The 21,447-nt window shown below is 73.8% G+C and carries 17 protein-coding genes and 2 pseudogenes; 8 read left to right on the plus strand and 11 right to left on the minus strand.

The window, feature by feature from the left end:
* Positions 1 to 113: 113 nt before the first annotated feature.
* The gene (locus ABZ340_RS34365) at positions 114 to 1,250 is read right to left on the minus strand and encodes an aminoglycoside phosphotransferase family protein (protein WP_358785812.1); all 1,137 of its coding nucleotides are present in this window, start codon (positions 1,248 to 1,250) and stop codon (positions 114 to 116) included.
* Positions 1,251 to 1,494: 244 nt separating this feature from the next.
* On the opposite strand from ABZ340_RS34365, the gene ABZ340_RS34370 reads away from it, so the two are divergent.
* Positions 1,495 to 2,997: a hypothetical protein gene (locus ABZ340_RS34370; RefSeq protein ID WP_358785813.1), complete on the plus strand. Its 1,503-nt coding sequence runs from the start codon at positions 1,495 to 1,497 to the stop codon at positions 2,995 to 2,997.
* Between the two features lie 112 nt (positions 2,998 to 3,109).
* Here ABZ340_RS34370 and ABZ340_RS34375 read toward each other — a convergent pair whose 3' ends face one another.
* On the minus strand, positions 3,110 to 4,504 hold the full coding sequence (locus ABZ340_RS34375; protein ID WP_358785814.1) for a SpoIIE family protein phosphatase: 1,395 nt from the start codon (positions 4,502 to 4,504) through the stop codon (positions 3,110 to 3,112).
* Between the two features lie 293 nt (positions 4,505 to 4,797).
* Positions 4,798 to 5,829 (minus strand): Gfo/Idh/MocA family oxidoreductase, encoded by a 1,032-nt coding sequence (locus tag ABZ340_RS34380; protein WP_358785815.1) that lies wholly within the window; start codon positions 5,827 to 5,829, stop codon positions 4,798 to 4,800.
* Positions 5,830 to 6,247: 418 nt separating this feature from the next.
* On the opposite strand from ABZ340_RS34380, the gene asnB reads away from it, so the two are divergent.
* Positions 6,248 to 8,089, plus strand: a complete 1,842-nt coding sequence (gene asnB / locus ABZ340_RS34385; RefSeq protein WP_358785816.1) for an asparagine synthase (glutamine-hydrolyzing) — start codon at positions 6,248 to 6,250, stop codon at positions 8,087 to 8,089.
* A gap of 37 nt (positions 8,090 to 8,126) precedes the next feature.
* Here asnB and ABZ340_RS34390 read toward each other — a convergent pair whose 3' ends face one another.
* On the minus strand, positions 8,127 to 9,734 hold the full coding sequence (locus ABZ340_RS34390; RefSeq protein WP_358785817.1) for an alpha/beta hydrolase: 1,608 nt from the start codon (positions 9,732 to 9,734) through the stop codon (positions 8,127 to 8,129).
* Positions 9,735 to 10,020: 286 nt separating this feature from the next.
* Between ABZ340_RS34390 and ABZ340_RS34395 the strand changes: the two genes are divergently transcribed.
* A complete protein-coding gene (locus ABZ340_RS34395; RefSeq protein WP_358785818.1) occupies positions 10,021 to 10,776 on the plus strand; it encodes a chaplin family protein in 756 nt (251 codons plus the stop codon).
* A 306-nt stretch (positions 10,777 to 11,082) separates the two neighbouring features.
* Here ABZ340_RS34395 and ABZ340_RS34400 read toward each other — a convergent pair whose 3' ends face one another.
* The 3 genes from ABZ340_RS34400 to ABZ340_RS34410 all read right to left on the minus strand — a co-directional run bounded on the left by ABZ340_RS34400 (position 11,083) and on the right by ABZ340_RS34410 (position 12,619).
* A complete protein-coding gene (locus ABZ340_RS34400; RefSeq protein WP_358785819.1) occupies positions 11,083 to 11,568 on the minus strand; it encodes a nucleoside deaminase in 486 nt (161 codons plus the stop codon).
* A gap of 100 nt (positions 11,569 to 11,668) precedes the next feature.
* Positions 11,669 to 11,932 carry a GlsB/YeaQ/YmgE family stress response membrane protein gene (locus tag ABZ340_RS34405; RefSeq protein WP_358785820.1) on the minus strand — a complete coding sequence of 88 codons (264 nt, stop codon included), beginning with the start codon at positions 11,930 to 11,932 and terminating at the stop codon, positions 11,669 to 11,671.
* Positions 11,933 to 12,178: 246 nt separating this feature from the next.
* Positions 12,179 to 12,619, minus strand: a complete 441-nt coding sequence (locus ABZ340_RS34410; protein WP_358785821.1) for an SPW repeat protein — start codon at positions 12,617 to 12,619, stop codon at positions 12,179 to 12,181.
* Positions 12,620 to 12,909: 290 nt separating this feature from the next.
* On the opposite strand from ABZ340_RS34410, the gene ABZ340_RS34415 reads away from it, so the two are divergent.
* Complete coding sequence (locus tag ABZ340_RS34415; RefSeq protein ID WP_358785822.1) at positions 12,910 to 13,077, plus strand: hypothetical protein; 168 nt, start codon at positions 12,910 to 12,912, stop codon at positions 13,075 to 13,077.
* 110 nt (positions 13,078 to 13,187) lie between these two features.
* On the opposite strand, the pseudogene ABZ340_RS34420 reads toward ABZ340_RS34415, so the two are convergent.
* Positions 13,188 to 14,261: pseudogene (locus ABZ340_RS34420) on the minus strand (acyl-CoA dehydrogenase family protein).
* Between the two features lie 222 nt (positions 14,262 to 14,483).
* Between ABZ340_RS34420 and ABZ340_RS34425 the strand changes: the two are divergent.
* Entirely contained in the window at positions 14,484 to 15,806 is a 1,323-nt protein-coding gene (locus ABZ340_RS34425) for an aldehyde dehydrogenase family protein (protein ID WP_358785823.1), read from the plus strand.
* A 64-nt stretch (positions 15,807 to 15,870) separates the two neighbouring features.
* Positions 15,871 to 16,782, plus strand: coding sequence for an aldo/keto reductase (locus ABZ340_RS34430; RefSeq protein WP_358785824.1), 912 nt, complete (start codon positions 15,871 to 15,873; stop codon positions 16,780 to 16,782).
* Between the two features lie 104 nt (positions 16,783 to 16,886).
* Here the strand turns inward: ABZ340_RS34430 and ABZ340_RS34435 are convergent.
* Positions 16,887 to 17,345 (minus strand): annotated as a pseudogene (locus ABZ340_RS34435) (pyridoxamine 5'-phosphate oxidase family protein).
* Positions 17,346 to 17,525: 180 nt separating this feature from the next.
* Here ABZ340_RS34435 and ABZ340_RS34440 point away from each other — a divergent pair.
* Positions 17,526 to 18,611 carry an adenosine deaminase gene (locus ABZ340_RS34440; protein ID WP_358785825.1) on the plus strand — a complete coding sequence of 362 codons (1,086 nt, stop codon included), beginning with the start codon at positions 17,526 to 17,528 and terminating at the stop codon, positions 18,609 to 18,611.
* Here ABZ340_RS34440 and ABZ340_RS34445 read toward each other — a convergent pair.
* On the minus strand, positions 18,593 to 19,108 hold the full coding sequence (locus tag ABZ340_RS34445) for a DUF664 domain-containing protein (RefSeq protein WP_358785826.1): 516 nt from the start codon (positions 19,106 to 19,108) through the stop codon (positions 18,593 to 18,595). The genes ABZ340_RS34440 and ABZ340_RS34445 overlap by 19 nt on opposite strands.
* Before the next feature lie 25 nt (positions 19,109 to 19,133).
* Positions 19,134 to 20,054 (minus strand): LysR substrate-binding domain-containing protein, encoded by a 921-nt coding sequence (locus tag ABZ340_RS34450; RefSeq protein WP_358785827.1) that lies wholly within the window; start codon positions 20,052 to 20,054, stop codon positions 19,134 to 19,136.
* 177 nt (positions 20,055 to 20,231) lie between these two features.
* Here ABZ340_RS34450 and mgrA point away from each other — a divergent pair, with 177 nt between their 5' ends.
* Positions 20,232 to 21,224, plus strand: coding sequence for an L-glyceraldehyde 3-phosphate reductase (mgrA, locus tag ABZ340_RS34455; RefSeq protein ID WP_358785828.1), 993 nt, complete (start codon positions 20,232 to 20,234; stop codon positions 21,222 to 21,224).
* Positions 21,225 to 21,447 lie beyond the last annotated feature (223 nt).

A 21,447-nucleotide genomic window follows, 5' to 3' on the forward strand; every position in this document is an offset into this window, starting at 1 on the left:
GGGGGGGCGTCTGTGCCGAACCCCCCGGGGGCGCCGCGCGCCGGGCCCCCCAACCCCATGGCCCCCGTGCCCCCCGTGTCCGGTCGGGCGCACCGCGGACCTTCGCCTCCCCGTCAGCGAGTGCCGACCGCCGCGCGCACGGCCTTGCGGGCCAGCTGGCAGTCGTCGTGCAGCCGCCGCAGCAGCAGCCGCTGTTCCTCGCCGGACGGCGCAGCACCCGGGTGGGCCGTGCCCGGTGCCGCCGGGGCCGTGTCGTGCATCGAACGCTGCACGGCGGTCTCGTAGGTACGGATCTCGCGGGTCAGTACGAGCATCAGGTTCACCAGGAAGGCGTCCCGCGAGGCGGGGCCCGCCGACTGCGCGAGCTGGCTGATGTGCCGCCGGGCCAGCGGTGCGTCCCCCAGCACCGTCCACAGCGTCGCCAGGTCGTAGCCCGGCAGGTACCAGCCCGCGTGCTCCCAGTCCACCAGCACTGGACCGGCCGGTGACAGGAGGATGTTGGACAGCAGGGCGTCGCCGTGGCAGAACTGGCCCATGCCCTGGCGCCCGGCCGCGTGGGCGATGTCGTGCAGCAGCTTCTGCAGGTCACCCAGGTCCCGGTCGGTGAGCAGCCCCAGCTCGTGGTACCGGGAGATCCGCGCCGCATAGTCCAGCGGGGCGCCGAACGTGCCCGCCGGGGGACGCCAGCTGTTGAGCCGGCAGATCGCGCCGAGTGCCGCTCTGATGTCCCCCCGCTGCGGTGCCTCCACCGGGTGCCGCTGGAGCGCCACCGCCCGTCCCGCCATCCGCTCGATGACGAGCGTGCCGTTGTCCGGATCCGCTGCGATCAGCCTCGGCACCCGCACCGGCGGGCGGTGCCGGACGAACGAGCGGTAGGCCGCTATTTCGTGCCGGATCCGCTCGGCCCACGCGGGGGAGTGGTCCAGTAAACACTTGGCGACGGCCGTGCTGCGTCCGGCCGTGCCGACCAGCAGCACGGACCGCCCGGTGCGGCGCAGCACCTGCACCGGAGAGAACTCCGGGCAGATCCGGTGCACCGCGGCGATCGCCGTGCGCAGCTGAGCGCCCTGAGGGCCGGACAAGTCGATTCTCCCGCTGAGCGGTTGGATGCCGGACCCCGCGCCGCGCGGCGGCCTGCCCGGCCCGAGGGCCGGGGCCGCCGGACGCGCGGGGGCGAGGTAGGGGCCGCCGCCCGCCGGGCGGTACAGCGGCCGGGGCGGGGCGGACACGGAGGACGATGCTGCGTACATGGGCGAGACAGATCCCTTCGTGTGCCTGCTGTGCCTGCCTGAACATCGCGCACCCGGCCCGGCCGCCGCCGGCGCACCCTGGGGAATGCCCCTGCGGTGACCGGGTCGGGGTGGCGCGTTCCTACCTGACACCCGAAGGGCGGTGGCACACCATCTGGCGCACCCTGGCGAACCCTGGCGAATAGTCGCCCGGCAACTGTGGCCGGGCTACTGTCGGTTTCAGCCGAGAACCTGGGGGCTTGATGTGAGCGGAGAACCCAACACCCGGCTCGCGGACCTGTTCGGCCTGGCCGGCTGGTCCAAGGGCGAGCTCGCGAGGCTGGTCAACCGGCAGGCGGCGGCCATGGGCCACCCCCAGCTGGCGACCGACACCTCGCGGGTGCGGCGGTGGATCGACATGGGGGAGATACCCCGCGATCCGGTGCCCCGTGTGCTGGCGGCTCTGTTCACCGAGCGTCTCGGCCGTGTCGTGACCATCGAGGACCTCGGTCTGGTCCGGCACGGGCGTGCGGGGAAACGGCAGGGCGGCGGGAGCGAGCATCCCGACGGAGTGCCGTGGGCGCCCGAGCGGACCGCCGCGGTCCTCACCGAATTCACGGGAATGGACCTCATGCTCAACCGACGCGGCTTGGTGGGCGCGGGTGCCGCGCTCACCGCGGGATCCGCACTCAGCAGCGCCATGCACGACTGGCTGCGCACCGACCCGGCCCTGGCTGCCGACGCCCCCGACTTCCACCATCCTCTGCACACCGCCGACCCCGCCGGGTACGACCGCTACGAGGCCGCCCCCGTCGGGTCCCAGGAGGTCGACGAACTGGAGCGCTCGGTGGAGGTGTTCCGCGCCTGGGACGCCGCACGCGGCGGCGGGCTCCAGCGCAAGGCGGTGGTGGGCCAGCTCAACGAGGTGGGCGGCATGCTCGCCTACCACCACCCGCCCCACCTCCAGCGGCGCCTGTGGGGCGTCGCCGCCAACCTCGCCGTCCTCGCCGGGTGGATGTCGCACGACGTCGGTCTGGAGCCCACGGCGCAGAAGTACTTCATCATCGCCGCGCACGCCGCGCGGGAGGGTGGCGACCGGCCCCGCGCCGGCGAGGCGCTGTCCCGCGCGGCCCGCCAGATGGTCCACCTGGGCCGGCCCGACGACGCCCTGGACCTGATGAAGCTCGCCCAGTCCGGCTCCGGCGACCGGGTGCTGCCCCGCACCCGGGCGATGTTCCACACCATCGAGGCCTGGGCGCAGGCGTCGATGGGCAAGGGGCAGGCGATGCGCCGCACCCTGGGGCAGGCGGAGGACCTCTTCGTCTCCGACAGGAACGACGCGCCGACGCCGGACTGGATGCAGACCTTCAAGGACGAGGACCTGTACGGCATGCAGGCGCTCGCCTACCGCACGCTGGCGGAGTTCGAGCCGGGAGCGGCCGTGCACGCCCAGTACTACGCGGAGAAGGCCCTGGCCCTGCGGGTCGACGGACGGGAACGGTCGAAGATCTTCGACCATCTGTCCATGGCCTCCGCCTGCTTCATCGCGGACGACCCCGAGCAGGCGGACCGGTACGCGCGCCTCGCCCTGATGTCGATGGGGTCGAACTCCTCCCGCCGCACCTGGGACCGGCTGCGCCAGATGTACCGGCTCACCGCCGAGTACGCCGGCTACCCGAAGATCCAGGAGCTGCGGGAGGAGATCAAGCTGGCGCTGCCGAAAGGGACGAAAGGGAAAGGGCGGAGCGGCGGCAGCGCACCGGCGTAGCGGGGCGGTGCCGCCGTATCCGGACCGTCCGTCAGGGGAGGCCCTGCCCTTACCCGGTTCCTCCCCCTGGTTTCGTGAGCCTCCGCCAGGGGCCTCGCCGTATCGCCCGCCCTTACGGCGTCACCCTGGCGACGAGCAGGCAGGCGCCGTCCTCGTGACCGGGCCCGCCGCACTCCGCCACGACCGTCCGCAGCGCGTCCTCGGCGGTGCGGGCCGCGGTCAGGCGGGGGGCCAGGGCGAGGAGCGGGCCGGCGGCGCCGGTGCCGTCCCGCGGTCCGGGGCCGCCGGTGTGCAGCACCAGGACATCGCCCGCTTCGAGGGTTTCCTCGGCCTGTCCCGGCGCGGTGCCCGGCGCGATCAGCCTGCGCCCCGTCCCCGCGCGGAACAGCAGCGGTGCGGGGTGTCCCGTGCGCGCCCATGCGAGCGTGCGGGTCCCGGGCCGGTAGTGGCAGCACACCGCGCCGGTCAGGGCGGCCGGTGGGGCGGCGGTGTCGAGCAGCTCGCCCAGCAGGGCCAGCAGCCGTGCCGGTCCGGTTCCCGCCAGCGTCATGCCGCGCAGGGCGCCGAGCAGCATCGCCGTGCCCACGGCGGGCCCGGTCCCGGTGCCGGGCCAGGTCAGGTCGCCGGCCCCGAGCAGCGTCTCACCGCCGGCGAGGGGGAGGGCGTCGCACCAGGCGCCGCCCGGGGTGTCCGCCGACGACGGCACGTACCCGGTGGCGATGTCCATGCCCGGGCCGCCCCGGCGGGGGAGCCGCAGGGAGCCGTGCCGGGGCGGCCCGGCCTCCTGCGGCTCGACCGCGGCCCGGTGCCCCGGCTGCGTGTGCCGCACGTCGCGCCGGAGCGAGTCACGGGTCTCGCTCACCACGCGCTGGCTGCGGCGCAGCTCGCTGACGTCCCGCAGAACCGCCCACATCGAGGCGGTGCTGCCGTCGGCGTCGAGCACGGGCTCGCCCATCATGTGCACGGTCCGTACGGCTCCGCCGGGGTGCACGATGCGGAACTCCCCGTCGATCGGCCGCCCGTCGACGAGACAGCCCGTGACCATCGCCGTCAGTTTCGGCCGGTCCTCGTCGAGCACGAGTGAGGGCAGCTCGTCGAGGGTGAGCGGGGGAGCGGACGGGTCGCGTCCGAGGATCCGGTAGAGCTCTCCGGACCATTCCGCCGCGTCGGTCAGCAGGTTCCACTCGGCGCTGCCGACCCGGCTCAGCAGGGACCCGGAGCCGGGCCCGGCCGGGGCGGGGGAGGCGGCCTCGGCGGGCGGGGGTGCGGGCAGGGGGCCGTCCCGTAGTTGTGCCAGGTGCTCGTCGAGGTCGTCGAGCTGGTGCAACGCCAGGTCGTACAGGGCGCGTTGCCAGCGTCCCCGTGGGCCCGATCCGTCGTGCCGGACGCCGCGCCGGACGGCGTCGACATCGCCTTTGAGCCGTCGCGCCTGCGATATCAGCGTCTCGACCGAACCGCGTCCGGGCGGCTGGGCGGACGGGCGGTCCGCGGAGAGGGGGGACGGCATGACGGACTCCGTTGAGCAGACGGGACGACCGAGGCGTGACCCAGACGGGCGGAGGGATCGTTACGACTGTTGCACAGCCCGCGACCGCCTGTAAGGGATTTGGCAACACACGATACGGCGATGCTTCCGGCATATGCCACAGTCTCCGTGGACCGATTGCCATGGACATATTGCGTACGGCTTCTGCGGCCCAAGTCGTAAGACGGGTACGCGATTTGACCAACCGTCACGGAGTGCGAGCGGAGCCGCCAAAGTGTTCGATGGACCTGTGTTCTACACGCTTCCGTGCGGCTCTACGGGGCGGAGCCGGCCCCGGCGTGGAGGGCCGGGCGCGGAGCGAGGCCGACGGTGGTGCGGGCGCCGCTCTCCAGGGAGCGGACGCCGGCCTCGGCCACCACGGCGGCCGCGTACCCGTCCCAGGTGCCGGGGCCGGTGACCCGGCCCTGCCGGGTGGCGTCGACCCAGGACTGGACCTGGCGGTCGTAGGCGTCGGCGAACCGCACGAGGTAGTCCTGCGCCACCTCCTCGCGCGCGCCGCCCGCCGCCGTCACGACCATCGTGCGCGCGTCCCCGATCCGGGCGCTGCCCGCCTCGCAGACGGCCTCGCACCGGACCTGGTAGCCGAAACCGCAGTTGACGAAGATCTCCACGTCGACCAGTGCGCCTCCCTCGGTCTCGAACAGCGCGAACTGCGGGTCCACGAGCCCCTCGGGCGCGCCCGCGGAGGACCGGGGCCGCAGCACGGTCACCGCGGTCAACTCCTGCCCGAGCAGCCAGCGGGCCGCGTCGATCTCGTGCGACACCGAGCTGTCGATCAGCATGGCGGAGGTGAAGTGCGGCGGGGAGGACACGTTGCGGTGGACGCAGTGCAGCATCAGCGGCCGGCCCAGGCGCCCGGTGTCCAGCAGGGTCTTCAGCTGCCGGTACTCGGCGTCGTAGCGCCGCATGAACCCGATCTGCGCCAGCCGCCGGCCCAGCCGCGCCTCCGCCTCCACCACGCGCAGCGCGCCCGCGGAGTCGGGCACCATCGGCTTCTCGCACAGCACCGGCAGCCCTCGCGCGAAGGCGCCGAGCAGCGCCTCCTCGTGGGCGGGGCCGGGTGAGGCGATCAGGACGGCCTCGACTCCGGGCGCGTCGAGCGCGGCCTCGGCGTCCGTGTGCACGACGACCCCGTCGATGCCGGCCGCGGCGTCCTCGGCCCGTCCGATGTCGGGATCGGCGACCGCGGCGACCCTGGCCCCGCTCACCACCCGGTCGAGCCGCCGGATGTGATCGGCCCCCATGTGTCCCGCGCCCAGAACGGCCACACCCAGCGGTTCGGTCATGCTTCATCGGCTCCTTCTGGCGTGACGTGTGACGTGTGACGGGCCGGTCGGGTCCATGGCGACCAGGGTTTCACGGTCGTCAAGGGGCCGCCCGGCACGCCCGCCGCCGGGCGGCCCGCTGCGGGACCCGTGTGAAGGCGGCTGCACGGGATGTTGGGAGAGTTTTTGCCGATGGCCGATCCGTGACGGCGAGCGCCTGGTGTCGCACGGTTCCCGGGTATCGCTCATGCAAAGTGTGACCAAAAGTCGCAGGGTGGTGACGGCGGCCGTGTTGTGCCCCTGTTGACTTCAAGCCCCTGCATTGAGCAGGCTCGCCGAGATAGGTGTTAGATACAACTGGTTTGGCCGGTTGCCGGTTGCGCATGCGAAAGCAAAGGTGGGTGACGGGGCCGGCCGGACCGGAGGCGGGAGGTAGCGCATGTGCGGCATCACCGGCTGGGTCTCCTTCGGCCGCGACCTTCGCTCGGAGGCCGCGACGCTGGACGCGATGACCGAGACGATGGCCTGCCGGGGCCCGGACGACCGCGGCACCTGGGCCGAGGGCCCGGCGGCCCTCGGTCACCGCAGGCTCGCCATCATCGACCTGCCCGGCGGCCGTCAGCCGATGACGGCCGCCACCCCGGCGGGCACCGTGGCGATCGTCTACTCCGGAGAGGCCTACAACTTCACCGAGCTGCGCCGTGAACTCTCCGGCCGAGGCCACCGCTTCACCACCGACTCCGACACCGAGGTCGTCCTGCGCGGCTACCTGGAGTGGGGCGACGCCGTCGCCGAACACCTGAACGGCATGTACGCGTTCGCGGTCTGGGACGGCCGCGCGGACAAGCTCGTCATGATCCGCGACCGCATGGGCATCAAGCCCTTCTACTACCACCCGACCGCCGACGGCGTCCTGTTCGGCTCCGAGCCCAAGGCGATCCTCGCCAACCCGCTCGCCCGGCGCCGGGTGCGGCTGGACGGGCTGCGCGAGCTGTTCACCATGATCAAGACGCCCGGCCACGCCGTCTGGGACGGCATGCGCGAGGTCGAGCCGGGCACGGTCGTCACCGTCGACCGCTCCGGCGTGCGCCACCGTGTCTACTGGGAGCTGGAGACCCGGCCGCACACCGACGACCGCGACACCACCATCGCCCGCGTCCGCTCGCTCCTCGACGACATCGTGCGCCGCCAGCTCGTCGCCGACGTGCCGCGCTGCACCCTGCTCTCCGGCGGCCTGGACTCCTCCGCCATGACCGCGCTCGCGGCCCGGCAGCTCGCCGAGCACGGCGAGAAGGTCCGCAGCTTCGCCGTGGACTTCGCCGGCCAGGCCGAGAACTTCGTCGCCGACGAACTGCGCGGCACCCCCGACACGCCCTTCGTCCACGACGTGGCCCGCACCGCCGGCACCGACCACCAGGACATCGTCCTGGACGCGCAGGCCCTCGCCGACCCCGAGGTGCGGGCGAAGGTGATCCGGGCCCGCGACCTGCCCGCCGGCCTCGGCGACATGGACGCCTCGCTGTACCTGCTCTTCCGGGCCATCCGCGAGCACTCCACCGTCGCCCTGTCCGGCGAGTCCGCCGACGAGGTCTTCGGCGGATACCTGCAGTTCTTCGACGAGGAGGCCCGCGGCGCCGACACCTTCCCCTGGCTGGTGCGCCTCGGCCGCCACTTCGGTGACGACGCCGACGTCCTGCGCCCCGGCCTGACGAAGGCCCTGGACCTCACCTCGTACGTGGCCGACGGCTACCGCGACGCCGTGGCGGGCATCCGGCGCCTGGAGGGCGAGAGCGACTTCGAGTACCGGATGCGGCGGATCTGCCACCTCCACCTGACCCGGTTCGTGCGGATCCTGCTCGACCGCAAGGACCGCGCGAGCATGGCCGTCGGCCTGGAGGTCCGGGTGCCGTTCTGCGACCACCGGCTCGTCGAGTACGTCTACAACACGCCCTGGGCGCTGAAGTCCTTCGACGGCCGCGAGAAGAGCCTGCTCAGGGAGGCGACCGCGGACCTGCTGCCGAAGTCCGTGTACGACAGGGTCAAGAGCCCCTATCCGTCCACGCAGGACCCGAAGTACGCCGCCGCCCTCCAGGACCAGGCCCGGGACCTGCTCTCCCGGCCCGGCCACCCGGTCTTCGACCTCGTCGACCCCGAACGCCTCCGGCAGGCCGCCCACCGCGACACGCCCCTGAGCACCCAGGCGGCCCGGCGCGGCCTGGAGCGGGCCCTCGACCTCGCGCAGTGGATCGACCTCTACGAACCGGAGCTGACGCTCGACTGACGGGGGCGTACGGCCCCGGCGGCGCCGCGCGCCCGCCTCAGCCGCCGGCGCCGCCCTCGCCGTCGTCCTCGGAGCCGCACGAGCTGCCGCTGGGCGGCAGGGAACCGTACAGCAGGAAGGCGTCGACCTTCCGGTGCACGCACTTGGAGGACGAGTACCCGGTGTGTCCCTCGTTCCTGTTGTCGAGCACCACGGCCGCCTCGCCGAGCCGCTCGGCCGTCTCCACCGTCCACCGGTACGGCGTCGCCGGGTCGCCACGGGTGCCGACGAGCAGCATCTTCGGCGTGTCGAGGTCCTTGACCTCCTCGCGGATGAAGTCGGTGCCCTTGGGGCGGCCGTAGCACATCAGCACCTGGGTGAGCCGGTACCGCCCGAAGATCGGCGAAGCCTTCTCGTAGGCGGCCCGCAGCCGGCCGAGCGACCGCGCGACCTGCGCGGCGGTCGGCCGGTCCGGGTCGTCCGCGCAGTTGATCGCCATCAGCGCGGCGGGCAGGTTGTCGGGGGGGATGTCCTCCTCGTCCACCAGGCCGCCGTCGGTGCCACGGCCCCGGCCCTCCCGGCGGACCGGGAACGCGACACCACCGGAGATGAAGCTCTCCAGGGCATGGGTGTCGCCGTCCTCGACCAGCTGCGCGAGCGCCCGCTGCAGCAGAGGCCACAACTCCCGGCTGTACAGGGCCTGCCCGATCGCGCCGACCAGGTCCTGCCCGGTGAAGGCGTCGCCGAACGCCGTCGGCACCGGGTCGTCGTCGAGCGAGCCGACCAGCTCCGCGACCCGTTCCCGCGCCTCCCGCGCGTCCTGCCCGAACGGGCAGGCGATGTCCTCGGTGCACCAGTCGATGAAGTTCTCCAGCGCCGTCTGCTGCCCCCGCGCGCCGGCCAGGCCCTGCTCGGTCAGCGGCTCCGTCAGCGTGTCCACGCCGTCCAGCACCATCCGCCCCACCTTGCCGGGGAACTGGGCCGCGTAGACCGCGCCCAGCCGGGTTCCGTAGGAGAAGCCCAGGTAGTTGAGCTTGTCGTCACCGAGTGCCTGGCGCATCACGTCCATGTCGCGGGAGGCGTTGACCGTGCCTATGTGGGGCAGGACGGGGCCCGAGAGCCGCACGCACGTGGCGGCGGCGTCCCGCAGCCGCCGGAGCACCTCCCGCGTGTCGCCGTCCTCCTCGTCCCCGTCCGTCGCCTCCAGGATCTCGACGGAGCCCTCACCGCAGGTGACCGGCGAGGACCTGCCGACGCCCCGCGGATCGAAGGCCACCACGTCGTAGCCGTTGGTGAGGTGCAGGAAGTCCTTGCCGCCGGCCATGAGCTCGCTGACGCCGGGACCGCCCGGGCCGCCGAAGTTCAGCAGGACCGATCCCTTGGCGTCCCCGGTCGCGCGGTAGCGGGCCAGGGCCAGGTCGAGCGTTCCCGCGTCGGGCCGCGCGTAGTCGAGGGGGACGGTGACCTTGCCGCACTGCAGATCCTTCGGCGCGTCCGGGTTCTCGCACGCCGACCACCGGACCTTCTGGTCGTAGAACCGGGACAGACCGGGATCGACGTCCTCCGCGGCCACGGCGGGCAGGCCCGTGCCCAGCAGGGCCAGCCCGAGTGCGCCGGTGACCGCGCAGCGCCGGACCGAGGACCGAGTCGACAGCTTGGCCAGCATCGATGCCTCCCAGGGCGCCCCGTCGCGGACCGGAGATCGGCGCCCTCGATCACCATAGACGGCCCCCGGAAGGCACGCCTCCGGGCGAGCGGGACGGACCGGAGCGGCCTGCCCCGCCCCCCTCGCCGCGCTCGCGTGTCTTCGCCGTTCGTTCGACAAGCGGGTTCGTTCGACAAGCGGGTCACTCGACGGGGTGAAAGGCCGATAAGCCATAACTCGGATGGTGCGCCCGCGTTTACTCCGGTGCGGGCGAGCGCCCGCGACATGTCTGGAAGGCAGGGAACCTATGCGAAGGGTTACCCGAAACAGTGTGTTCGCCCTCGCCGCCTCCGGCGCGATGGCCGTGACGTTCCCGGCGGGCACCGCGTTCGCGGCCGACGGCGCCACCGCGGAGGGGGCCGCGGCCGGCTCGCCCGGGCTGATCTCCGGCAACACGGTCCAGCTCCCCGTGCACGTCCCGATCGGCGTCTGCGGGGACACGGTCAACGTGGCCGGGGTCCTCAACCCCGCCGCGGGCAACAGCTGCGCCAACACCGGCGAGACCGGCAAGAACGGCAAGAACGGCAAGAACGGTACGGCGCGTGAGGGGGGCGGCGCGTCCGGGGGAGCCGCCGCGAGCGGCAGCGGAAAGGATTCGCCGGGGGTGCTCTCCGGCAACGGCGTGCAGCTGCCGGTCCACCTCCCCGTGAACGTGAGCGGGAACACCGTCAGCGTGGTGGGAGTGGGCAACGCGGCCGTCGGCAACGAGTCCACCAACACCTCCGGCCACCGTCCCGAGCAGCCTCACCGCCCCGAGCGGCCCCATCGTCCCGAGCGGCCGGCGCCGGAGACGGAACCGCCCGTGCCGTCCACGGACGAGGAGCGCACGCGTCCGAACGCGCCGCGTCCGCACGCCGCCCCGCCGCGATCCGTGACGTTCCTCGCCGAGACCGGCACGGACCACACCGTGCCCGCCCTCGCCGGCGCCACCGCCCTCGTCCTGGGCGGAGCGGCACTGTGCCGGCGGTTCCGCCCGGGGCGGACGGACGACGCGACGCCGTGAAGGACGGGGGCTGACTCCATGAGCGGGTGAGGGCTTTCCCACGGGTGACGAGCGGGCGGGGGCTTCCCCGCGGGTGGGCGCCGGCACGGGTGGACGGCTTCCCTATGGGGGCGGTCTCCCGAGCGTCTGGCCTCCCGGGTCGGCAGCCGGGCGACGGCTTCCCTACGGGGGCGGCCTCCCTGCGGGTGGGGCGCCGCGCCGGTCGGGTGGAGCCGGCGCCGCCCGCCCGTCACGGCTCGGACCGGCGGCGTCCGGGCGACGGTGTCCGGGCGCCGCCCGCGGCCGGGGCGGAACGACCGGCCGGATTCAGCCGCGCCCGGTGTGGAAACGGCGGTGCAGCGCCCGGACCTGCTCCGCCAGTCCGGGCACGGGGCCCTCCACGGCGACGCCCGGCGCGACCTCCTGGACCGGCAGCGTCCGCACCGGCGGGGCGGGCACCCCCCACTCCGCGAGCCAGGCGGACAGCTGCTCGGAGGAGGCGACGTACACGATGCGCCCGAGCCCCGCCCAGGCGTGTGCGGCCGCGCACATCGGACAGTGCTCGCCCGAGGTGTACACGGTCGCGGCCGCCCGCTCCTCGGGCGTCATACGGCCCGTGGACCAGCGGGCCAGCTCGAACTCGGGGTGCCGGGTGCGGTCGCCCGACGCCACCCGGTTGCGGTCCTCGGCGAGCACCGTGCCATCCGCGCCGACCAGGACCGAACCGAACGGCTCGTCCCCGGCCTCCAACGCCTCGGTCGCCAGTTCGAGGCAGCGGCGCAGGTACGGCAGTTCGCTGTCCTTCACGACCATGGGGTACGGCCCTTCCTCGCAAGGTGATCTCCGAGTGCACCCTACGCCCGAGGGGTGACCACAGGGATGCCCCCAGGGGTGACCGGGCCCGGCCGCGTGCTCAGCGGCGAGCTCGTGCCCGGTCCAGCGCGGCCACACCGAGCGCGGCGAGGCCGATCTGGATGAGCCACTCGATCCAGTCCACCCCGTCGGTGTCGGCGACGTCGAACGCGGCGGCGATCGCGGACCCGATCAGCGCGGCCACGATGCCGACGGCGATGGTCCACAGGATGCCGATGCGCTGACGGCCCGGGACCACGAGCCGGCCCAGGATGCCGATGACGATACCGATCACGATGGCGCTGATGACGCCGTCTATCTCCATCTTCGCCCCTCTTCGTCGGAACCCCGCAGTGGTGCGTCTGCCCCCTGGCGGCGCGCGCACTCCGAAAGTCTCCGGCGGCCCCGGCGCGGGGCGGGGAAGGGGGAGGGGGAGGGGAAGGTGAGGCGCGGTCGGGAGACTCCGCACCCGGAAGGGCACAGGGCACAGGGCGCAGGTCGTGGAGACGGACGACGCCCGCAGGCCGGTCCGGTCGGTGCGGGCCGGCCTGCGGCGTGCCGGGGCGGGCCGCTACGGCCTGGGGACGCTCTTTGCCGCCGTGACGGCGCACACGGCTCCGAGGATCACGGCGAGAGCGCCGATCACGATGTTGTTCCACACCACGCCGGCGTCCGGACCGTCACCGACGATCCACGGCGAGATGATCATCCACACGCCCATCGCGCACATGGCCCAGCTCAGGCCGTACATGCGCTCCGGAGCCCTGGTGAACCCGAGGGCCAGCAGGCCTATCGCGATGCCCACGATGAGGTTGTGCGGTACGAGCGCGGGCTGGTTCGCCGTGAAGTGGAGTATCCACGGGGACACGGCACAGTACAGACCGAGCAGGAACACCGGGCCGTCCACGAGTGCCACATCGCGGCCGCCGAGCATGCGGGCGTACCGGGCCCGCATTTCCGAGGCGTCAGGGTGGCTGGTGATGTCACCTCTGGGGTGCGAGACGTTGGCCATGAGTCGTCTCCTTTGACTTGCAGGGCCGACCGCGTCTGGTGCGGTTTGCGGGGCGCGCCGCCTAGTCCATCTTGCGCTTATTTTTCCTTTATGTGTAGGGGTGGGGCATGGGGAGGGGTGGGGGTGTGGGCAGGGATGAGGTGCGTGATGCCGGGCGGTGTCCTGGTGGGCGGCCGGGCCTGCCGCCGGAACCCGTGCCGGGCCTGACATGTCCGCCTCGATCCCGGGCAGGCGTTTTGCACGCAAGACGTCGTTGGAGTCGATGGTCGATCCTGGAGGTGTCTGCCGCTATGGGCGCGAAGGTGTTGGAGCGGTTTCCTGCGGGAGCTCCGCGCGGGTCGTGGCCGGCGGAGGAGTACGCGGCGGCGCGGCGCGCGGAGGGCGAGCCCGCGACCGTCGTCATGGACCTGGAGTCGGACGCGTTCCTCGTGGTGGTCCCCAGCCGCGACGACGACTGACGCGGGCCGCCGGTGACGGCGGCCGAACCGCTCCTCTCCCCGGGCGCCGCGGCACCGGCGGAGAGGAGGTCGCGCCGCTCACGCGTGGCCGGGCCGCGTGGCCGCCGCGGTCACAGCGGAGGGAGGGCGGCCGGCGACGCCAGGTGGGCCGGGCGGGCCTGCCGGACCGGTGCCGTCTGCCCCTGCATCAGAAGGAACATGCCTTCCCGGGCGAGCCGCTGGGCCGGACTGTCCGGGTCCATGGTGCGGCCGCCCCCCGGCCACGTCCGCCGCGGTCGTCGCCGCGCGCGCCAGATCGTGCGCCCGGGTCCGCGGCGCGAGCCGTTCCTCGACGTGCTCGTGCGGGGCGGGGCGGTCCGTGAGGGCGTAGGCGCGGCGGCGCACCTCGTCGGTCCGGGCGCGCGGGGTGCCGGCCGTCTTCTCCGCCTCCGTGTACCGCTCCGGCAGGCGCAGCGCGGCGTACGCCACACCGAAGGCGGCGGGAGGGGTGTTGGCGCTGCGCGGGATGTCCCCGCGGGCGAACTCCTCCCGCGGGACGTGCGGCATCACGGACTCCGTGGGCAGCCACAGGCCGTGCGGGTCCAGGGAGGCCGTCCGGGCGGCCGGCAGCGCCGCGAGCCGCGTCGGCGGGGACGGGCGCAGCCCCGGTTGTTCATGGGCGCCGGCGGACGCGAACGCCACCTCGGCGTCGTCGCCGGCACCCGCCGGCAGCATCACGCCGTTCACCCCGGCCCGTGTGCCAGGGCACGGTGCCGTCGAAGCGCCGGCCGCCCCGCCGGGCGGTGGCGCGCACCGGGACGCGGAGGAAGGCGCGGACGTGCGCGTAGGCGATGGCGGCCGGCAAACCGCCGGTCGCCGGCGGGCGCAGCAGGCGGTCCCCTACGGGGAGGCCGGACCTGCCGAGCAGGCGTACCGGCGTGTGGTGCTGGGTCTGCGCGAACCACGCCGAGCGGCACGCCCCGGCCAGGATCTCCTGGCCACCGCGTCGGGTGCCCCCGCTCCGCCGTACGCCGCGGGCGCGCTCACCCCGAGAAGCCCCGGCCTCCCGAGGGCGTCGATGGGGGACGCGGGCACGCCGTCCCGGTCGACGTCTGCGCGTGCGGGGCGAGGAGATCCTCCGCGACCCGGCGGGTGCGGGCGACGAGGGGATGAGGGGCGGGGGAGGGGTGGGGCGCGGTGGTCATGGCCGCCTTCTCGCGGCTGTGGCCGGGAGCGGACCCAGGGCTGGGCGGCCCTGGAGCGGTGACCGGGCCGTGCCCGCCCGGTGCGCGGCCGGTGGCCCCGCGCGCCGAGGGTGCACGACCCGCCGGAATTTATTTGGGCACCTGAAATGTTGGCCAATACATCTGACTGTTCCTGCAGGACTCGCGGGCCGCACCGCCCGCGCGCACCACCAGCGAGGCACCGTGCACCACCCCGCCCCCGAGCAGCCCGCCGCCGTCGTGGCCCGGCTGCGTGCCACCTTCCGCTCCGGCCGTACCCGGCCCGTCGAATGGCGCACGGCCCAGCTGCGCCGCCTGCGCGAGCTGCTCACCGGCAACGGCCCGGAACTGGCCGCCGCCCTCCACGCGGACCTGGGCAAGAGCGCCGCCGAGGCCCACCGCACGGAGATCGACTTCGTCGTCCGCGAGATCGACCACACGCTCGACCACCTCACCGGCTGGCTGCGCCCCGAGCCCGCTCCCGTCCCGGCCCACCTGGGCGACGACGCGCGGGCCTGGACGCAGTACGACCCGCTCGGCGTCGTCCTCGTCATCGCGCCCTGGAACTACCCGGCCCAGCTCCTGCTCGCCCCCATGGTCGGCGCGCTGGCCTCGGGCAACGCGGTGGTCGCCAAGCCGAGCGAGCTGGCCCCCGCCACCTCCGCCGCCCTGGCCCGGCTGCTGCCCGCCCACCTGGACACCGACGCCGTCGCCGTCGTCGAAGGCGGCGTCCCGGAGACCACGGCCCTGCTCGCCGAGCGCTTCGACCACATCTTCTACACCGGCAACGGCACCGTCGGCCGCATCGTCATGCGCGCCGCCGCCGAGCACCTCACCCCGGTCACCCTCGAACTCGGCGGCAAGTCCCCGGCGTTCGTCGATCGCGGCACCGACCTCGACGTGGTCGCCGACCGGCTGGTGCGCGGCAAGTTCCTCAACGCCGGACAGACCTGCGTCGCCCCCGACTACGTCCTGACCGACCCGGAGACCGCCGCCGCCCTCGAACCCGCGCTCGCCCGTGCCGTCGAGGCGGTGTACGGCCCCGACCCCGCGGCCTCGCCCGTCTACAGCCGCATCGTCAACGAGCGCCACTTCGACCGGCTCACCGGCCTGCTGGACTCCGGCCGGGTGGTCGTGGGCGGCGGCAGCGACCGCGCGACGAAGTACATCGCGCCCACCGTGCTCGCCGACGTCGACCCCGAGGCGCCGGTGATGCGGGAGGAGATCTTCGGCCCGCTCCTGCCGATCGTCACGGTCGCCGGGCTCGACGAGGCGATCGCCTTCGTCAACGACCGGGACAAGCCCCTCGCCCTGTACGTCTTCAGCGAGTCCGGCCGGACGCGGGCGCGGTTCGCCGCCGAGACCTCCTCCGGCGGCCTCGGGTACGGGCTGCCGCTCGCCCATCTCACCGTCTCCGACCTGCCGTTCGGCGGCGTGGGCGAGAGCGGTATGGGCAGCTATCACGGCCGCTACTCGATCGAGACCTTCAGCCACCGCAAGGCGGTGCTGGACAAGCCGCTGGGCTGACGCCAGGGCGGGGCGGGAGCGGACATGCGGGCGGGCAGTGCCCGCGGTGTGCGACACTCCGCCGATGCTCAAGGAAACGATCACCGCGGACGCCGCGGGCACCTGGAACCTCGCGGACCTGCCCGTCCGCCGCATCGGCTTCGGCGCGATGCGGCTGACGGGCAGCGCGGCCTTCCACCTCGGCAGGCCGAGCGACCGCGACCGGTCGATCGCCGTGCTGCGCAGGGCGGTCGAACTGGGTGTCGACCACATCGACACGGCCGCCTTCTACTTCTCGTCCCTCCGCTCCGCCAACGAGCTGATCAACAGCGCGCTGGCGCCGTACCCGGACGACCTGGTCATCGCCACCAAGGTGGGCCCCCACCGCACGTACGCGGGGGAGTGGGGCCCCTCCGCCCGTCCGGAGGACCTGCGCGGCCAGGTCGAGGAGAACCTGCGCCAGCTGGGCCGCGACCACCTCGACGTGGTCAACCTGCGGCGCATGCGGCAGGAGTCGGTGGCCGAGCACTTCGGCGCCCTCGCCGAGCTGCGCGAGGAAGGACTGATCCGCCACCTCGGCCTCTCCGACGTCGAGCCCCGGCACCTCGCCGAGGCGCAGGCGATCGCGCCCGTGGTGTGCGTGCAGAACCGGTACGGGCTCGGCTTCCACGACCCCGCCGGCGACGAGATGCTGCGCATCTGCGGCGAGCAGGGCATCGCCTTCGTGCCCTTCTACGCCATCGCCGGCGAGGGAGGCCCGCAGGGCGCCGCCTCCGTCCACGACGAGGAACTGCTCGCCGTCGCGCGGGCGCACGGTGCGACCCCCGCGCAGGTCCGCATCGCCTGGATCCTCCACCAAGGCCCGCACGTGCTGGCCATCCCCGGCACCGGCGACCCCGCCCACCTGGCCGAGAACGTGGCCGCGGGCGCCCTGCGGCTCACCGGGGACGAACTCGCCCGGCTCGCCGCCCTGCGGTCCGCCGCCGACGGCGGCTGACGCGGGGCGCCTCACCCCGTCACGGGTGCCACCGGCCCTCACGAGAGCCGCCGGTCCTTGGGGGCCACCCGTCCTCACGAGTGCCGCCGGCGGCCGTGCGCTTCCTACGCGATCCAGACCCCGTCCCGCATCAGGTGCCGGCCCGCGAGCTCGTGCACCCCGTGCCACGCCTGGACCGCGCGCGGGCGCACCCGGAACCAGGCGTACGACGCGCCGTTCTCGCGCGGGTCCCAGCCGGTCTTCGCGCGGAAGGCCCCGGCCGCCGCGTCCGGCACCTCACGCGCGGTGAACGTCTCCACGTCCCCGTCGACGAGGACGACGTCCCGCGTGTCGCCGAACGCCGGCCGGGCCCGGCCGCCGCCTCGCAGGTTCCGGCCGGTGGGGCTGGTGAGCCGGGTGGACAGCCACAGGCACTCCCCGTCCCGGACGAACTAGAGCGCGACCAGGCAGGGCAGCCCGCCGGCGTCCGCCGTGGCCACCCAGACGTCCGTCTCCCGTTCCAGCCGGGCCAGTACGTCCTGCTTGCGCCGCCCGGGGCCGCGCGGCGGAGCCGTGATCTCCATGGGCAGGGGCGCTAGCGGACGCGTGTCCGCCGCGCCTGAGCCTCGGGACCCAGGGCCATCGGCCCACGTCCCGGTCCCCCGCGGCCGGCCACGGACTGGCATCCTCGACGTTTTACGTATAACCTCGCCCGTCACCACCACCCCCGCAACCAAAACGACCTGGTGAGGAACCACCCGCACATGACCGCGCCCCGCCCCCGCATCGACACCGACACCCTCCGCCGGCTGCCCAAGGCCGTGCTGCACGACCACCTCGACGGCGGCCTGCGCCCCGCCACCGTCGTGGAGCTCGCGGAAGCGGTCGGTCACACCCTGCCCGCCGGCGACCCGGACGCCCTGGCCGCCTGGTACTACGACGCCGCCAACTCCGGCGACCTGGTGCGCTACATAGCCACCTTCGAGCACACCCTCGCCGTGATGCAGACCCGTGAGGGCCTGCTGCGCACCGCCGAGGAGTACGTTCTCGACCTCGCCGCCGACGGCGTCGTCTACGCCGAGGTCCGCTACGCCCCCGAGCTGATGACCGACGGCGGCCTGACCCTGGACGAGGTCGTGGAGACCGTCCAGGAGGGCCTGGCGGCGGGGATGGCCAAGGCGGCGGCAGCGGGCACCCCGGTCCGGGTCGGCACCCTGCTGTGCGGGATGCGGATGTTCGACCGGACGCGGGAGATCGCGGACCTCGTGGTCGCCCACCGGGACGCGGGCGTCGTCGGCTTCGACATCGCCGGTGCCGAGGACGGCTTCCCGCCCGCCGACCACCTCGCCGCCTTCGAGCACCTGCGCCGCGAGAGCGTGCCCTTCACCATCCACGCCGGGGAGGCGCACGGCCTGCCCAGCATCCACCAGGCCCTCCAGGTGTGCGGCGCCCAGCGCATCGGGCACGGCGTGCGCATCACCGACGACATCCCCGACCTCGCGGCCGGCAAGCTCGGCCGCCTCGCGTCCTGGGTCCGCGACCGCCGCATCGCCCTGGAGATGTGCCCCACCTCCAACCTCCAGACGGGCGCCGCGGCCTCCATCGCCGAGCACCCGATCACCGCGCTGAAGGACCTCGGCTTCCGCGTCACCCTCAACACCGACAACCGTCTCGTCTCCGGCACGACGATGACCCGCGAGATGTCCCTGCTGGTGGAGGAGGCGGGCTGGACGGCCGAGGACCTGCGCACGGTCACGGTGAACGCCGTCAAGAGCGCGTTCCTGCCGTACGACGAGCGCAAGGCCCTCATCGAGGACGTCGTCCTGCCGGGCTACGCGGACGTGCTCTGAAGCAGCCCGCGCACATAGGCGGCCTGTCCGGCGTGCTGGAGATCGTCGGACAGGACGCTGACCAGCCGCACGCCGAGGGTGACCGGCGGATCCCAGTTCTCGTCCACGACGCGCTCCAGGTCCTTGGCGGCCAGTGAGCGCAGGGCGCCGAGCGTCTGCTCGTGCACGGCGTCGTGGTAGCCGGTCAGCAGGTCCGCGGAGTCGACCCGCACCTTGGCGACCTGGGCGGGACTGTGCCCGTACCCGGTGTCCTGGCGCGGCAGGTCCAGCCCGAACCGCTTCTCCCACTCCCGCGCCGTCCACACCTGGTCCAGCCCGAACGCGTCCGCCACGTGGTCGTCCTGGACCCGGGTGAGGTGCCAGACCAGCCAGGCGATGGAGTTGGTGCCGGGGGCGGGGAGGGCGTTGAGGTCGTCGGGGCCCAGGCCCTCGACGGCGGCGTGGACCTCTTCCCGGATGCGGCCGTAGCCGTCGATGAGGATGTCCTTCGCGTGCATACGTCCACCATGGCGCACGCGCCGCTCACGCGCTCCCCGTTTCCGGCCCGGTGTCCGGTCCGGGTTCCAGCGCGGTCTCCAGTACGGCCATCAGCGCCCGGGCGGCCGGACTGGTGGCCTGCGGGGACGGCAGCAGCGCCACCGTCTCGTACGCCGCCTCGCCGGTGTCCTTCAGGGGCAGCGCGGTGAGGGACGTCCGCTTGTGCCGGAAGTGCCGCGGCACGACCGCGATGCCGAGGTTCTCGTCCACCAGGTCGAGCAGGCCGTGCACGTCGTTCACCTCCAGGGCGACGGTCCGCCGTACGCCCGCCGCGGCGAAGGCGGTGTCGGTGGTGCGGCGCGGCCCCCAGTCGGGGTGGAAGTCGACGAAGACCTCGTCGGCGAGGTCCCGCGGCGTCAGGACCGCTCCGGCCGCCGCGAGACGGTGGCCCGGGTGGCACAGCACGGCCATCGGCTCCCGGTTCAGGAAGACGGAGCGCAGGTGCTCGGTGTCGGCCTCCGCCCGGTAGGCGAACGCCAGGTCCAGCCGCCCCGCCGCGACCTCCTCCGCCAGCGCCCCCGAGCCCGCCTGCCGCAGCCGGATCTCCACGTCCGGATGGCGCCGCCGGAACGCCGCCAGCAGCCGGGCCACGTGCACCCCGGCGACACACTGCTCGGTGCCCAGCGACAGCGTGCCGCGCAGCACGCCCTGCACCGCGGCGACCGCCTCGTGCGCCGCCCGCACCTGTGCCAGGATGCGCCGCGCCTCGCCCAGCAGGGCCCGCCCGGCCTCCGTCAGCGTCACCCTGCGGGTGGTCCGCACGAACAGCGGGGTCTGCAGCTCCCGCTCCAGTGCCCGGATGGACGCCGACAGACCCGACTGGGACACCATGAGGCGCTCCGCCGCCCGGGTGAAGTGCCGGTCCTCGGCGACCGCCACGAAGTGCTGGAGATGGCGCAGTTCCATGATTGAGCAGCGTATCCGCTGAATTCCATCGGATTCTTCTGTTGGACCACTGCCCGCAGGTCACGGCAGAGTGGGCCCTGGTCATCAGCACCGCCACAGCAGCACTACCACCCGGCCACCGCCGGCGGAAGAACCCCGGTCATCCGGTGGCCCGTGAGCCAACCCCCTGGAGTCGCGTTGTACACCGCACACCCCGATCGTTACGCGGACATGCCCTACCGGCGCACCGGACGCAGCGGCCTGAAACTCCCCGCGCTCTCGCTCGGCCTGTGGCACAACTTCGGCCCGGACCGCCCGGCCGAGACCCAGCGCGCCATCCTGCGCCGCGCCTTCGACCTCGGCGTCACCCACTTCGACCTGGCCAACAACTACGGCCCGCCGCCCGGCGCCGCCGAGTCCGCCCTCGGCGAGGCGCTGAAGGCCGACTTCGCGCCGTACCGCGACGAACTGGTGATCTCCACCAAGGCCGGCTACCTGATGTGGCCCGGCCCGTACGGCGAGTGGGGCTCGCGCAAGTACCTGCTGTCCTCGCTCGACCAGAGCCTGAAGCGGATGGGCCTGGAGTACGTCGACATCTTCTACTCCCACCGCCCGGACCCCGAGACCCCGCTGGAGGAGACGATGGGTGCCCTGCACTCGGCGGTCCAGCAGGGCAAGGCGCTGTACGTCGGCGTCTCCAACTACTCGGCGGAGCAGACCCGTGAGGCCGCGCGCATCCTCGCCGGGCTCGGCACCCCGCTGCTGATCCACCAGCCCCGCTACTCGATGCTCGACCGCCGCCCGGAGACCGAGGGCCTGCTGGACGCCCTGGACGAGCTGAAGGCCGGCTCCATCGCCTACTCCCCGCTGGAGCAGGGCCTGCTCACCGCCCGCTACCTGGACGGCATCCCGGAGGATTCGCGGGCCGCGAGCGACAGCCCGTTCCTGAACACCGATGCCCTCACCGAGGAGCTGGTGGGCAAGCTGCGCGCCCTGGACGAGATCGCCAAGTCGCGCGGCCAGTCCCTGGCGCAGATGGCGCTGGCGTGGGTGCTGCGCGGGGGCCGGGTCACCTCCGCCCTGGTCGGCGCGAGCAGCCCGCGGCAGCTGGAGGACAACGTCGCGGCGGTCCGCAACCTGGACTTCGACGCGGAGGAGCTCGCCCGGATCGACCGCGTGATCGCCGCGTAGGGCTGCTGCCGCCGGGGCCGTGACGCCGCGCGGGGGCCACGGCCCGGGGGCGGGCGCGTACGGCTCCGAACCCCTTGTCCGGCGACGATCCGCAGTCCCACGGCCCGGGGGCGGGCGCGTACGGCCCTGGCGCGGGTCCGCCACCGCCCCGGACCTGGCCGCCCTCCGGGGGCCCCGCGGGGGGGGGCCCCGGAGGGCGGCGGTTGGGCCAACCGCCGTGACG

Source organism: Streptomyces sp. NPDC006134 (assembly GCF_040628835.1).
Taxonomy (GTDB): Bacteria; Actinomycetota; Actinomycetes; order Streptomycetales; family Streptomycetaceae; genus Streptomyces.

Bases quoted from the DNA above. Each gene is read 5' to 3' on its own strand.
- ABZ340_RS34365 (WP_358785812.1), bottom strand. From the start codon at position 1,250: ATGTACGCAGCATCGTCCTCCGTGTCCGCCCCGCCCCGGCCGCTGTAC.
- ABZ340_RS34375 (WP_358785814.1), bottom strand. From the start codon at position 4,504: ATGCCGTCCCCCCTCTCCGCGGACCGCCCGTCCGCCCAGCCGCCCGGA.
- ABZ340_RS34380 (WP_358785815.1), bottom strand. From the start codon at position 5,829: ATGACCGAACCGCTGGGTGTGGCCGTTCTGGGCGCGGGACACATGGGG.
- asnB (WP_358785816.1), top strand. From the start codon at position 6,248: ATGTGCGGCATCACCGGCTGGGTCTCCTTCGGCCGCGACCTTCGCTCG.
- ABZ340_RS34390 (WP_358785817.1), bottom strand. From the start codon at position 9,734: ATGCTGGCCAAGCTGTCGACTCGGTCCTCGGTCCGGCGCTGCGCGGTC.
- ABZ340_RS34395 (WP_358785818.1), top strand. From the start codon at position 10,021: ATGCGAAGGGTTACCCGAAACAGTGTGTTCGCCCTCGCCGCCTCCGGC.
- ABZ340_RS34400 (WP_358785819.1), bottom strand. From the start codon at position 11,568: ATGGTCGTGAAGGACAGCGAACTGCCGTACCTGCGCCGCTGCCTCGAA.
- ABZ340_RS34405 (WP_358785820.1), bottom strand. From the start codon at position 11,932: ATGGAGATAGACGGCGTCATCAGCGCCATCGTGATCGGTATCGTCATC.
- ABZ340_RS34410 (WP_358785821.1), bottom strand. From the start codon at position 12,619: ATGGCCAACGTCTCGCACCCCAGAGGTGACATCACCAGCCACCCTGAC.
- ABZ340_RS34415 (WP_358785822.1), top strand. From the start codon at position 12,910: ATGGGCGCGAAGGTGTTGGAGCGGTTTCCTGCGGGAGCTCCGCGCGGG.
- ABZ340_RS34430 (WP_358785824.1), top strand. From the start codon at position 15,871: ATGCTCAAGGAAACGATCACCGCGGACGCCGCGGGCACCTGGAACCTC.
- ABZ340_RS34440 (WP_358785825.1), top strand. From the start codon at position 17,526: ATGACCGCGCCCCGCCCCCGCATCGACACCGACACCCTCCGCCGGCTG.
- ABZ340_RS34445 (WP_358785826.1), bottom strand. From the start codon at position 19,108: ATGCACGCGAAGGACATCCTCATCGACGGCTACGGCCGCATCCGGGAA.
- ABZ340_RS34450 (WP_358785827.1), bottom strand. From the start codon at position 20,054: ATGGAACTGCGCCATCTCCAGCACTTCGTGGCGGTCGCCGAGGACCGG.